Origin of the sequence: Methanosarcina sp. DH1, assembly GCF_020804205.1 — an archaeon.
Lineage (GTDB): Archaea > Halobacteriota > Methanosarcinia > Methanosarcinales > Methanosarcinaceae > Methanosarcina > Methanosarcina vacuolata.
Genome location: NZ_WJBJ01000005.1, coordinates 25,884 through 39,006 on the forward strand (window position 1 = coordinate 25,884; position 13,123 = coordinate 39,006).

Consider the following 13,123-nt stretch of genomic DNA (forward strand, 5'->3'; position numbering starts at 1 on the left):
AATAAAGTCTAGAAAAATCTAGTAAAGTCTAGAAAAGTCTAAAAAAGTCTAGAAAAATCTAGAAAAATCTAGAAAAGTCTAAAAGAATGACTGAAGAGAAAATATATTAAGGATGTTCTTTCTCATTTTTATGATATTTTAGGGGTCTGAGCGGATTTCCCTACCTGGGCTATCTATTGTTCCTGCTTTCAAGGCTGCTGCTTTTCAGAGAGCTCAGGGCTTTTTTATAGACTAATTTTCAGAATCATTGTTTCAAAAGCAGTTTGAACCTAAATTACATACTTTCCATATTAAGACTATTGAGGTGACACGAAAATGAACTGTGGAGATTTGAAAATGGGTCAGGTCCTTCGTTGCGAAGCATGTGGTTTTGAACTTCAAGTAGTAAAAGAGTGCGGAGATGTATCCTGCTCTACCGATGCATGCTGTACCGGCAATGTAACATGCTGTGGAGAACCAATGAAATTAAAATAATAAGTCCAGTAAATAAAATAACAAAAACAGGAGTGAAGATTCCAAAATATTTTGAAGTAGTATAAATCCCGGGAAAGTTAAGGAAAGTCTGCAAAAGGATGGTAAAGATGAGCCCGGAAGAATTTCTTTGTTCAGGGCTTTTCTGGAATCTCAAAGTTCAATAGCGTATTTTTTGCTGTCTTTTTTCTTTCATTTTTCCCAGGAAACCCTGGATCAGCCTGGTCGATAAATATGAGCTGAAAAACCAAACCAGCAGAGCAATGACAATTGAAAGGCTCCAACTGTTAAGGTGCTCCATGCAGAAGGCAGCAGTGAGCACGCATATAGTGCAGCCTATCATCCCTGCGCTAGCTCCGAGGGCAATGTCAGAAGCTTGCTCAGAACTTCCGAAATGTCCTGCCATTATAACAGCAGCTACCATAACCGCTGGAAAAGCTGCAAAAACTCCAGCAAAAGATTTTGAAGGGATTATCTGCAGCATGATATAACAGGCAGCAACAGCAGTTCCCCCGAAGACGAACCTGAGAGCAAGGTCTTTGAAATCTAATTTCATGATATACCTCCTTATTGCAACTTTTCTAAAAGAACTATTAAAACATTTTAAATTTTCCTTATCAATACTATTTTTATCCTGAAAGCGAGAAGAAACCTTCCTCGTTAGATCCGGTTTACCATATCGAGTAAAGAAGGGATGATAGCCGTCAACTACCTCACCTTCTCTTGTATTGATTCTGCATAGTTATTTCTGCTTTCCCGTCTTGCTGTCATCAACAGTTATAGAAAATGATATGTCGACCTGCCGAATCAAGGTTCCAAAATTGTTTCGCGTTAACTACGTCGATTGTACTCCCTCATTTATTGTAAAACTTAACGGGAAAAGGGCCCGGTGAATCATTGCCCAAAAGTTAACAGGAAAATTCACCTCGATGATAGGTCTAGGAATCTCAGTTCGTAGAGTTCAGCAGATATATAGAATATGTACGCTGGCCAGTATTGTCTCCACTAAACTTTTACATCGGCGATGCACATTTTTCTTAATTTCTACTAAAAAGATCATTAGATTGATTGTTGCATTGCTGACGTTGACGCCTGATTATCTTTTTCTACTACATTAAACCTGATAGTGAATTCTGTACCCTGCGCCCGCTTAAGTTCGAGTCTTCCATCAAGCTGGTCAACAAGGATATTCACTAACTGTAAGCCAAGTGACTCGGTGCATTCTAATTCCAGATCCTCTGGAAGTCCTTTGCCATCATCAGAAATTTTCAGGCTGAAAAGGGACATATTCTTCTCTTTATTCGTTTTATTCGTCTCTTTGTTCGTCTCTTTGTTCGTCTCTTTGTTCGTCTCTTTGTTCGTCTCTTCCCTGCAGAGCTGGATACGAATTTCTCCTTCATGCTTTTCAGTGAATGCATGCTTGAGGGAATTCGAAACTAACTCATTAACAATTATTCCTAATGGGACAGCAGTATCCATATCAAGGAAAGTGTCTTCTTCCAGATCCATGCTCAGACTGATATTCTTACTGCTAAGGCTGTAAGTCTTGAAAAGGTTTTCAGCTAGTTTTTTAAGGTATGCCGAAAAATCCAGTGTATCGGTCCCTTCTCCTTTATAGAGTTCCTCATGGATAAGGGACATTGAGATTACCCTGTTCTGGCCTTCCCTGAAAGCCTCTATAACATTTCCGTCCTTGAACTTCTCAGCCTGGAGGTCCAGCAAAGAATAAATTATCTGTAAATTATTTTTGATTCTGTGATGAATCTCTTTTATCCTTGCTTTATCCATTTTTTCCAGAGCTTCTTCAGCCTTTTTACGCTCAGTAATATCAGTGAGCATGCTCATCGCGCCCATAAACTTACCATCTTTATCAAAAAGGGATTTAGCATTTATGAGTACCCATAAGGGTGAGCCATCCTTACAGAATAATTTCAATTCGTAACTCTCATTGATACCCTGCAGTCTCTTTTCCAGATTCTGTTTGAGGATACTCTTACCTTCTTCATCGACAAAATCCCATACTGGTCTGCCAATACCTTCTTCCAGAGTGTATCCAAGCATATCTGTCATTTTCTTATTCGCGTAGGTGATTATGACTTCATCATCAATTATGAGTATACCTTCGTTTGCTGTCTCAACGATGTTGCGGTACTTTTCCTCACTTTCCCGAAGCTTTTCTTCTGCCTTTTTGCTTTCGGTTATCTCTCTGGCAATGACTGAGATAGCAGTTAACTTTCCAGAGGCATCAAAAACCGGAGAAAAAGTTACTGAAACATTTATTATTGTGCCATCCTTTCTTAACCGTGAAGTCTCATAATTATGAATTATTTCTCCCTTTTTAGCCCTCTCAGTTAATTTTTTTGTTTCTTCACTTAAATGAGGTGGAGCCAGGATGGATCCGGTCATTCCAAGAATTTCTTCCGCCGAATAACCATAAACCTGCTCTGCTCCTTTGTTCCAGCTTGTAATAACACCCTCAAGAGACAGAGTACCAATAGCATCATTCGAGGATTCCACAATATTCGCTAAGTTCTGAATTTTCTCTTCTGCTTTTTTATGCTCAGTAATATCCTGGACTATTCCCTTCGCTCGAACAGGAATATTATTCTCATCATAAATGACTTCGCCCTCCACATGGACATTGCACACTTCCCCACCAGCCAATACAATCCTGTAATCCATACCAGACGACTTTTCGTTTAAAGCTTTCTTGACAGCACTATACACAAAATCTCGATCATCGGGATGTATATAATTTAAAAGTTCATCGTAAGTTGCGCCTGATTCTTGAGGATTACGTCCAAAAATATGATATAACTCATCAGACCAGTACACTTCACCAGTTGCAAAATCCCAATCCCAATTTCCAATGTGAGCCATCTTTTGAGCTTCGGCAAGACCCTTTTCACTTTCTTTCAACGAGATATAAGCTTTCTCAAGCTCTTCTGTACGCTCTTTAACCAGGTTTTCCAGGTTGTCCAGTGTTTCTTTCAACCTGGCTTCTGCTTCTTTTCTTGCAGTAACATCCCTAATAATCGCCGCAAGTTTTCCATTTTCAGGACTAAATGCATAAATATCAATATACTTATTCAATATCTGACTCAAAATCTCAAAATTGGTTGACTGACCTGAGAGCGCTACCTCGCCTAACTTTTCTATTGTCGAGGTGGCCGTCTGGGGAAACACTTCAAGTAAAGTCTTGCCTAACAACTCTTCCTTCTTCACACCATTATTAAGCTCATATGCGGGATTTACCTCAAGATAACGATAGTCGTAAGGTTTGCCGTCCTTATCACAAACGATTTCCGTAAGGGCGAAACCTTCTGTCATATTTGTAAAGAGCATTCGGTAGTGCTCCTCACTTTTCCGTAGAGCTTCTTCTGCCTGCTTGTGCTGAGTAATATCGGTGTGCACGCCATTCCAGATTGTTCGGCCATCGGGCAGCCTGCGCGGGCGGGAACGAAGTCTTATCCATTTAACTTGACCGTCAGGAAGCTGCATAGGCACTTCTATCTCGAAATCCGACAACTCACGAGCGCTTCGGGCCTCGGCTTTGAGGAGCTGTTGAAGATATTCCGGTAAAACCTGCCTGAACAGCGTGCTGGGATCACGCAGCACATCCTGGACATTGACGTCGTTGAGCCGCTCGATGCCTGTGCTGAAGTAAAGGAACCGGACACCTTCTTCGGGTTCATAGACACACGGATAGATTGCACTGTCCGGTAAGTTGTCACCCAGGAAGCGCAAACGTTCTTCACTCTCCCGCAACGCCGCCTCAAACTGTTTGTATTTTGTAGTTTCACGAAGTGAGAAGACCAGCCCCCCAACACCTCCACCGGAAGTCTTGACCGGTGCCAGACTCCAGTCCCAATAGGTCACCCCGCGTTCTGGCTGATCCGGGAAGACAAACGGCTTGCCCTTGTAGAAAATTTCTTTGCCGGTGTCTCGAACTGTCCGAAAGATTTCCTCAATTTCTGCGTCAGGATACAGAGCAAAATGATTCTTTCCGATTATCTCTTCTGATTTCATATGACATGTTTCGGCATAGGCTGAGTTGACCCATAAGAAATTGAATTGCGGATCGAGAAAAACCAGCATAACATCGGTGGTCTGCATGACACTTTCCAGCAGGCTTCTTTCTCGGCTAAGTGCTTCTTCTGCCTTCATTCGCTCCTGTTCTTCCCTTTTTCTATGCAGTACCTGCGTCACTGCCGGCGCAATAGATTCGAGGTCCTCCAGTTGCTCGCAGCTATAGCCGTTTTCGCGGTTTGCGACTGCAATCAAGCCCACAGTTTTCCCGTTCTGGACAAGGGGCACTCCAAGAAATGACGTTATCGGTGGACGACCTGGTGGCACGCCGATACTGTCGGGGTGTAACTGCAGATCGTTGGTAAAGAAGCTTTTTTCATTGACAATGACACTTTCGTATAAGCCGTGGACAATAAAATCAGAACTTTGATGCCCGGTCTTGTCGTCCATAAGGCACTGTTCCCATGCAAACTGGCTTTTTGTAACATTGTATAGCAGCCCATCAGTGCCCATTTCATTAATGAAACCAAACTGGCTGCCGGTAATTTCCAGGGCTACAGATAGACACTCATTTCCCAGTTCTTCTTCTGTTTTTGCCTGCACTACATTGCTGAAGATCCGATTTATTCCCTTTAAAATACGGTTGTATCTGTATATCCTGTGCTCTTCTTGCTGGCGTTCGGTGATATCATCAAACAGAGTGTATACCTGGAAAGGTTTGTCTTCTCCAGTCCGGAAAATGGGCACAGCATTAATGTTGATCCATCGATAGCAGTTCTCACGAGGATTATAAACGCCCATCACCACATTTTGCACTTTTCTCCCTGTTCGCAGGGATACCATAGACGGATGTTCAAATCCCGGAAACGGCGAGCCATCCTCTCTGATAGTAAGGTGCTCTTCGCCCATAGAAGAGCTGCCCAGGAACTCAGCCGGAGTCTTGCCAAGAATCCTCTCGGCTGCGGGATTCATGGAAATAATCTTACCGCTGGCATCCTGGTAGACTACACCTTGAAGCATGGTTTCATGTAGAATTCGATAATGTTTCTCCGACTGGAAGATATCTTCTTCCGTATGCTTGCGCTTTGTGATGTCGCTAAAGACCGCAATGAAACGATTACCTCCAATCGGGATTGCAAATACTTCAAACCACTTGTCGAGAAAAGAGTTGTATTCTTCGAAGTGCATTCCCATACCTGTGCGAACAACCTCTCCGTAACGATCTAGACATTTCTGCTCGACGATAGGGAGTAGCTCTTTGATGTGCCGACCGATAACCTGTTCTCGCTTCAGACCTGAATGCTTCTCATACGCGAGATTGACATCAAGAATGATATTGTCGATAGGCCGACCTTTCTCATCAAAAACTATCTCACCAACCTGTACTGCCTGTTCAATCAAATTGAAGAGCTCTTTGTACTTTTCTTCGCTCTCCAAAGGCTTTTCTTCGATTTCTTTCTGGTCGCTTATGTCAAATCCAGAAACGTTTACACGTTCTTGCTCGGGTGAGGGATGAAAAACAACCAGGTATATTCTTTTTCCTACTTTAACTTCCATTTTTTCCGGGTTATTCCGCGAAATTACCCGTTGCACCTGGTCTCTGATATTCGAAGATAGTTTTCCTCCGATTTTCACATCCCACTCATTCAATAAGGGTTCACCGGCTTCATTTGAGTAAAGAACAGTACCATCCTTATCGATAATAAGAACAGGATTCGGGTTTATTGCTTGAGACTGCTCTTTTTTCGTTTTCATTTTCCCCTAAAGTCTCCCTCTGTTATGCAATAAAATGCAATCTTTAGTGATAACTAAATAAATTAAATAGTAACTAAATAAATTTAATGATAACTAAATAAATATATATTTTGATTTTTATACAGTAATTATTTGTGGATATCCTCATAATATTCTCATAATATTCCCATAAAAACCAATGCGGTCTTGAGTTGAAAATCATCTTATCCATATGGAATAGTGAAGAGCCTTTATTCTACACAGGAGTCAAAATTATCGAGATGAAGTGTTTAGAAACAAAAAAAATTTAGAAATAAAACAAAAGATGGAATACGAAACAAAGATCCTCTTTCATCTTCTATTTTAAGCTTTTAAGAGTAGATCGGAGTCCCAATGTTTGCAGTTACTTCTTTGAGACCTCTGGCCAGCTTTTTAGCAATCGGGCCTGGCTTTCCATCTCCAATCAGTCTTCCATCTACCTTGATAAGCGGGGCCATTTCAGCCAGGGTGCCGGTGACAAATATTTCATCTGCCGTGTAAAGGTCAAATAAACCCAGGTTTGCTTCGATAGTTTCGTATCCCATCTGGTCCAGAACTTCGATGACTGTAGCTCTGGTTATTCCTTTTAGATTACTGATTGTCAGGGGAGTATAGACCTTACCATTCTTGACAACAAAGATGTTGTCTGCCGAACCTTCACACACAAAGCCATTCTGGTCCAGGAAAATGGCTTCATCTCCTCCTTTTTCATTGGCTTCAATCTTTGCCAGTATGTTGTTCAGGTAGTTCAGAGATTTGATATTCGGGGATAGAACGTCAGGTGCATTTCGCCGGACACAGACGCTAACTCCTGTAATTCCTGCTTCGTAGCGGTTGCCATACATAGCTCCCCAGCCCTGAGCTATAACAATTATATTTGGTTTTTCACACTTGCGAGGGTCAAGCCCAAGGTCTCCAATTCCTCTTGAGACTACAAGACGGACATAAGCATCTTTGAGGTTGTTTTTCCTCAGGGTTTCAAGGATTACCTCAGTCATCTCATCCTTTGTGAGATAAATATCCATTGCAATTGCCTTTGCTGAGTCATAAAGCCTGTCAACATGTTCCTTTAACTTAAAGACAAGTCCGTTATACGCCTTTATACTTTCAAACACTCCGTCGCCATAGAGAAAACCGTGGTCATAGACCGAAACTCTGGCTTCGGACCTGGGGACAAAGTCTCCATTAATATAAATCAGTAATTCGCTCATGTATAAACCACCATGTTTGAAGCTTTAATCAAATCTGAACTTAATATATTTTTATACTCTTTTGTCTTACAAATTTATTTCTCCTGATAAGCCTCATTTCTCAAGATAAGACTCATTTCTCCTGATAAGTCTCACTTCTCAAGATAAGTCTCACTTCTCAAGATAAGTCTCACTTCTCAAGATAAGTCTCACTTCTCAAGATAAGTCTCACTTCTCAAGATAAGTCTCACTTCTCAAGATAAGTCTCATTTCTCAAGGTAAATCTCACTTCTCACGATAAGCCTCAATTTCCAGCCTTTTCATCTGAACATGGACGTATCCTTTGCCATCAGGCGGATAACTCTTTACAAAAAGAGTTACAAGTTCACTTATAAAATCCTCTTTCAATTCGTGAGGTACCTGCTGTATATAGGGGTGCCAGGTTGAAGCAATCCAGGCAAAAAGTGCACTATCTCCTTGAAGAGCCATATCTTTTGAGATCAATTCCAAACGCTTAATTGAAAAACCTGCTTCTTTGAGCCATTTACCGTATTCTTCAGGTCCGTAAAAACCGTATGGAAATACAAAATCCCTGAAATAAGAACTCCATTTTTCGTTTTCAAGCATATAGTCAAGAATTTTGAGGATTTCTGCAGCGTTTCCTCTCCCTCCAAGCTGGGCTAGAAATACTCCGCCGGGTTTGAGGCTTTTCCAAAAACCCTTCAGAGCAGCTTCAGGAGCCTTTATCCAGTGAAGAACAGCATTGGAGAAAACAATATCAAACTCAGAATCAAAAGTAAGTTCACTTGCATTTGCTTGCATAAAAGCAAGGTTTGGAAACTTCTCTTGAGGATAATGATTCCTGGCAAAAGTAATCATCTCTTCAGATAGATCGATTCCTAGAACAGAGCCTTCAGGTAAGCTTTTTGCTACATCAGCACTAAGTTTTCCGTCCCCGCAGCCAACATCCAGAAACCTTTCATTTCCTTTCAAATTCAGCTTTGCAAGAAGTTCAAAACCCCAGTTTTTCTGAGCTGAGGAATTCGAAGAGTAAAGTTTTGGATCCCAGGAATACATAAAAACTATTTGTATTTTCTCTAGATATTTAACAGTTCTGGCTTCATTAGATCAGGAGGTTTTGTGTTAAACGTTAGAAAGTTCATGTGAAAACTTACAGGACTTATACATCAGCGTTAGGACATATATATTAGTGCTAGGACTTATACATTAGTACTTATACGTTTGAGCTAAAAAACAGTAATATAAGCCATTAATCATCTAAAGTGTAAACTTGGATCTTAGTTTTGCTGTACTTACTATATAAACGCATAATTACGATTAGTAATAAGCAGAAAACTAATTTTTTTTACATGTCCAAAAATACTTGTATTATTTTTTCACAATAATAGAATTTTTCAAAGATAATTGAACATTTACTCACAATTAAACGTTTACTCAACTGTGAGATTTATGAGAAATAGAATACCATAGACCATACAGAACACTTAAAATAAAAAAGACATCTGCAATGATTAGAAATCCACTAAAACCGAAAACAGAATAGAATGTTCCAAAAATAACATAAAATATTCCAGAAAGAATAATAAGAGCTAACCAGTATGAGTAATACCTGTGATCCATTATTAGTAATATAGGTGCACATTGTTAAATAATTTATTATGTTGAGAAAAAGAACGTATCAAAAAAGAACCTATCAAAAAAGAACCTATCAAAAAAGAACGTACCAACAAAGAACATATCAAGAACCGTTTAGAGCAAAACACTATCGCTTCGAGATTTCTTTTTCAATTTAATAAAGCCTTTTAAAACACTTATTTTAATCTCTGCTACTTTTTCCTGAGTCAGACCTGGAACACATTGTTCTACTGCCTGAACCCACCCTTATTAATTGAAGGAAGAAATTCCGGAGCTTACAAGGCTTAAACTTTCGAATAATTGATCAGAGAACATATTCTAAGTGACTTAAATCCTGGAACCTTTAAACACCAGCAGCCGCGCCTATGAGAAAAGCTAAAAGACAGGCATGGGTATAGCTTACCTTCCACAGATAGAGAATATCTTTACTAATTTAACAGTTGAGGAAAACCTTAAAATCGCTGGTTATATTCTTGAAAATGGAGAATACAGGGATCGGCTGGATTTAGCCCTTGAAGTATTTCCTGAACTTACAACGAAGCTAAAACAAAAAGGAGGTACATTGAGCGGCGGTGAGAGACAGTTTCTTGCAATAGCTTCAGTCCTTATAAAGAAGGCAGAACTTCTCATACTCGATGAACCTACAGCCATGCTTTCACCGAGATTTGCAAACGATACATTTCAGAAAATTCTGGAGCTAAAAGAAACGTTCGGACTTACGGTGCTTATAGTTGAACAGAATGTCAAAAAAGCACTGGAGATAAGCGATAATGCGTAAATGTTGATGAATGGAAGGATCGTTTTCGAAGGAAAATCCGAAGAATTACTCGGCCATGAAAAGTTTGAGAATTTCTGCATGGGAATTTAACTGATCGGTTTTGATTGCTCCCTAAACTACTATTTTCATTTTGAAAGCATTATCTCATAAGTTCGACCAACTATTATACTTATATAATACTTCTATAACAAAAAACGGAGCTCATGTGTATGGAATACTATCTGAAGGACAGCACCCTTATAATCAAAGGAGATTTCGAAGCCGTGAACACGGGCTTAAACGGCGGCCGTGCACGGGTAAAGTATCTTTTCAACAAACAGGTTCCAAGAACCTTTAATCCACCAGACCCAAGAGAATTCGTAAAAGAAGAAGCCCTGAAATTGAGTTTTGAAGAGGCTTACTTCGGCCTTCTTACAGCTGTAAAAATGGAGTACCTTCAGGTAATAGAAAATGACTATCTGACTGCTTTCATAACTGCTGGAGTGAGCAACGGCTCAGAATTCAGGGCAAAAGTAGGAACCATAAATATAATTCTGATCTCAAAAGTAAGGCTATCCGAGACAGCTCTTCTCGGAGCGATAATCACAGCCACAGAAGCAAAAGGGCTTGCTTTGCTTGAGAAAGGCTACACTTTCCTGGGCACCAATACGGATGCAGTGATTGTTGCTTATGAAATTGCCTCAAAACCTGGCCTGGAAAATGAGGAAAGACAGGAAATTCCTTACGCAGGTTCAAGCACGGATTTTGGAAAAAAGATTACTGAAGCCGTTATAAAAGGAGTAAAAGTAGGGCTTGAGCTACGGGGAGAATAAAAAATAAAGCTGCTTTTTCAAGAAAGGGACCGAAAACTAAAAGCCAGTCACATTTTTCTGAAGATAAATGTAAAGTTGGCCAAATTCCACTGGAGTCAGAAAACTTCCGTGAGATTTGAACCCGATCATAAAAACCTGAAACCCAGAACTGAAAGCTATAAATTGTTTACTACTTCCGAACAGAGTTAAACTTGATTATTCAGTTTTTCGGCAGTCTTATAAGCATCATAGATTCCATAGGCCCATGTTATCGGATAGGTAATAAATCCGATAAGGACAAGGCACAGAAGAACATTTATTACCTGTATGAAAATAAGCAGCAATCCCTTCTTAATTTCGCCATTATAAATTTGGCCCAGTCCTGAAAAAAAGAACGAACCTACGGCAGCGAGTCCCGGGTTTTTCATAACTTTTGCTTTTTGTCCCTTAACATCGATTTCAACATTCTTCACCTGAGTATTCTGGTTTTGAGAATTTATTGATTCCATATTATTTACCCCCTCAAATTTCTATGATTTACAATTCATTTACATTTTTAGAAAAACTAACAATGATTAGTTTCTTTTTTGGCGTTATATATTCAATTGACAGAGAAGCATATAAAATTATTCAAAATGTGCACAAAAAAGACTGAAATAAATCCATAGAAAACTGGCGACTACTATTTCCGTCTTTGACGGCTCAAAGGAATTTAGGAACGCAGAAACGCTGTACTTCACATGGAACTAAGTACAGCAAATATAACTGTTGATTGAACCAGAACAATTCTTCACTACACTCAATCAGACAAAGAAAGAAGGAGTCAAACAAAAGCCATAGAAAATAGAACTAAAGGATTCTTAAATACAAATATCAGAAAGAACAGTATCAGAAAAACCAATTAAAAACAGATTATGAAAAGTAAAGTATTATAAGGTGAGTATGGCAGCGATCCAGAGTTCCCGAAGGCTCGCACACTTCAGTACAGTAAGGAACGCGGGCAGGCTTATCTACTGTGTTCGGGATGGGTACAGGAGTTACACTGCCGCTATGGCCGCCAGACTCAACCTATAAGTGGGATTATGAAATGAAGTCATGTATAGTGCTGCATACTGRATTTCGCCTGGACYKGATTAGGAAAGGAACGGATGGTTAGTTAACGCGGACTGAACACCTCGTTGCCTTGGTGCTTACATCCCGTTTCTATCAAACCGGTCTTTTACCGGAATCCTTAATGAGGTCTCTTTTTAGGTTAGATTTCGAGCTTAGATGCATTCAGCTCTTATTCCGAAGCGCGTAGCTGCCCGGCGATGCCTTGTCAGACAAACGGTACACCAGTGGCGCCGCTGCTTGGTTCCTCTCGTACTAAAAGCAGCTTACCCGCAGACCTCGAACACCTCTAGTAGATAGTAACCGACCTGTCTCACGACGGTCTAAACCCAGCTCACGATCTCCTTTAATAGGCGAACAACCTCACCCTTGGCCGCTGCTGCACGGCCAGGATGGAAAGAACCGACATCGAGGTAGCAAGCTGCCGGGTCGATATGTACTCTTGCCGGCAACGACTCAATTATCCCCGGGGTAACTTTTCTGTCATTTTTGGCCCCCACCAAGGAGGCTCAAAAGTTCGCTAGAACCGACTTTCGTCTCGTCATCCACTGCTATGCTGAATAACGTCAGGCTGACTTATGCTCTTGCACTCTTCAGTGAGTTTCCGACCCACTTGAGTCAACCATTGCGCGCCCTTGATATCTTTTCAAGGGCGTCCCGCCCCAGGCAAACTGCCCACCTATCGGGGTCCTCTTCGCAGAGTTAGGGTCGTAGTCCCAGAAGGGTAGTGTCCCAATTGCGGCTCCACGGATGCTGGCGCACCCGCTTCGATGCCTCCTACCTACACTGTACATCCAGAACCACAACCCAACGACAGGCTGCAGTAAAGCTCCACGGGGTCTTCACTTCCCCCTAGAGGTCTCTAGACTGTGCACTAGAATGTAAGCTTCACCGGATTCCAGTTAGGGACAGTGGGGCTCTCATTGATCCATTCATGCAAGTCGCCAATTAAGCGACAAGGTACTACGCTACCTTAAGAGGGTCATAGTTACCCCCGCTGTTTACAGGCCCTTCTTCCCGTTGAAACGGGGTTTCAGGTACCTGCACTGAGCAGGATTCAGAGATTGTACTAGCCCTTACGGGTTTGCAATCTCCTATGTTGGTATTAGACAGTTAGAGCCCCCTGGTCACTGCGACCTGCTGTCTTCACAGCAGGCACTCCTTATCCCGAAGTTACGGAGCTAATTTGCCGAATTCCCTTAACTGAAGTACTCCGACACGCCTTAGCCTTTTCAGCTAGGGGCACCAGTGTCAGATCTTGGTACGGACATTTAGCGGCCTTTTCACGGGTCCCTGGGTGCAGCCGACTTGAGCCATTACAGATT

At 41.1% G+C, this 13,123-nt stretch carries 9 protein-coding genes, 1 rRNA gene and 1 other annotated feature; of the genes, 3 read left to right on the plus strand and 7 right to left on the minus strand.

What is annotated here, in order from left to right; translation table 11 throughout:
• Positions 1 to 336 precede the first annotated feature (336 nt).
• Positions 337 to 474: a hypothetical protein gene (locus FXW07_RS01960; protein ID WP_197078896.1), complete on the plus strand. Its 138-nt coding sequence runs from the start codon at positions 337 to 339 to the stop codon at positions 472 to 474.
• A 157-nt stretch (positions 475 to 631) separates the two neighbouring features.
• Here the strand turns inward: FXW07_RS01960 and FXW07_RS01965 are convergent, their stop codons facing one another.
• The 4 genes from FXW07_RS01965 to FXW07_RS01980 all read right to left on the minus strand — a co-directional run bounded on the left by FXW07_RS01965 (position 632) and on the right by FXW07_RS01980 (position 8,540).
• Positions 632 to 1,027, minus strand: a complete 396-nt coding sequence (locus FXW07_RS01965; RefSeq protein WP_229393520.1) for a DUF3147 family protein — start codon at positions 1,025 to 1,027, stop codon at positions 632 to 634.
• Positions 1,028 to 1,530: 503 nt separating this feature from the next.
• Positions 1,531 to 6,255 carry a PAS domain S-box protein gene (locus tag FXW07_RS01970; RefSeq protein WP_229393521.1) on the minus strand — a complete coding sequence of 1,575 codons (4,725 nt, stop codon included), beginning with the start codon at positions 6,253 to 6,255 and terminating at the stop codon, positions 1,531 to 1,533.
• A gap of 350 nt (positions 6,256 to 6,605) precedes the next feature.
• Positions 6,606 to 7,484: a branched-chain-amino-acid transaminase gene (gene ilvE, locus FXW07_RS01975; protein ID WP_229393522.1), complete on the minus strand. Its 879-nt coding sequence runs from the start codon at positions 7,482 to 7,484 to the stop codon at positions 6,606 to 6,608.
• Between the two features lie 264 nt (positions 7,485 to 7,748).
• Positions 7,749 to 8,540 carry a class I SAM-dependent methyltransferase gene (locus FXW07_RS01980; protein ID WP_229393523.1) on the minus strand — a complete coding sequence of 264 codons (792 nt, stop codon included), beginning with the start codon at positions 8,538 to 8,540 and terminating at the stop codon, positions 7,749 to 7,751.
• Positions 8,541 to 9,507: 967 nt separating this feature from the next.
• Between FXW07_RS01980 and FXW07_RS01985 the strand changes: the two genes are divergently transcribed.
• Together FXW07_RS01985 and cbiZ are read left to right on the plus strand one after the other, a co-directional pair.
• Positions 9,508 to 9,897 carry an ATP-binding cassette domain-containing protein gene (locus tag FXW07_RS01985; RefSeq protein WP_229393524.1) on the plus strand — a complete coding sequence of 130 codons (390 nt, stop codon included), beginning with the start codon at positions 9,508 to 9,510 and terminating at the stop codon, positions 9,895 to 9,897.
• A 209-nt stretch (positions 9,898 to 10,106) separates the two neighbouring features.
• Positions 10,107 to 10,709, plus strand: a complete 603-nt coding sequence (cbiZ, locus tag FXW07_RS01990; protein ID WP_229393525.1) for an adenosylcobinamide amidohydrolase — start codon at positions 10,107 to 10,109, stop codon at positions 10,707 to 10,709.
• Between the two features lie 185 nt (positions 10,710 to 10,894).
• Here cbiZ and FXW07_RS01995 read toward each other — a convergent pair whose 3' ends face one another.
• The 3 genes from FXW07_RS01995 to FXW07_RS02005 form a co-directional block, all read right to left on the minus strand.
• Entirely contained in the window at positions 10,895 to 11,197 is a 303-nt protein-coding gene (locus FXW07_RS01995; protein WP_229393526.1) for a hypothetical protein, read from the minus strand.
• A gap of 431 nt (positions 11,198 to 11,628) precedes the next feature.
• A 5S ribosomal RNA gene (rrf, locus tag FXW07_RS02000) occupies positions 11,629 to 11,750 on the minus strand.
• An 84-nt stretch (positions 11,751 to 11,834) separates the two neighbouring features.
• Positions 11,835 to 13,017, minus strand: a sequence feature (most likely nonfunctional fraction of RNA operon).
• Positions 12,392 to 12,592, minus strand: coding sequence for a hypothetical protein (locus FXW07_RS02005; RefSeq protein ID WP_229393527.1), 201 nt, complete (start codon positions 12,590 to 12,592; stop codon positions 12,392 to 12,394). Its footprint overlaps the feature before it by 201 nt.
• Positions 13,018 to 13,123: the final 106 nt, after the last annotated feature.

Bases quoted from the DNA above. Each gene is read 5' to 3' on its own strand.
- FXW07_RS01960 (WP_197078896.1), top strand. From the start codon at position 337: ATGGGTCAGGTCCTTCGTTGCGAAGCATGTGGTTTTGAACTTCAAGTA.
- FXW07_RS01965 (WP_229393520.1), bottom strand. From the start codon at position 1,027: ATGAAATTAGATTTCAAAGACCTTGCTCTCAGGTTCGTCTTCGGGGGA.
- FXW07_RS01970 (WP_229393521.1), bottom strand. From the start codon at position 6,255: ATGAAAACGAAAAAAGAGCAGTCTCAAGCAATAAACCCGAATCCTGTT.
- ilvE (WP_229393522.1), bottom strand. From the start codon at position 7,484: ATGAGCGAATTACTGATTTATATTAATGGAGACTTTGTCCCCAGGTCC.
- FXW07_RS01980 (WP_229393523.1), bottom strand. From the start codon at position 8,540: ATGTATTCCTGGGATCCAAAACTTTACTCTTCGAATTCCTCAGCTCAG.
- FXW07_RS01985 (WP_229393524.1), top strand. From the start codon at position 9,508: ATGGGTATAGCTTACCTTCCACAGATAGAGAATATCTTTACTAATTTA.
- cbiZ (WP_229393525.1), top strand. From the start codon at position 10,107: ATGGAATACTATCTGAAGGACAGCACCCTTATAATCAAAGGAGATTTC.
- FXW07_RS01995 (WP_229393526.1), bottom strand. From the start codon at position 11,197: ATGGAATCAATAAATTCTCAAAACCAGAATACTCAGGTGAAGAATGTT.
- FXW07_RS02005 (WP_229393527.1), bottom strand. From the start codon at position 12,592: ATGTACAGTGTAGGTAGGAGGCATCGAAGCGGGTGCGCCAGCATCCGT.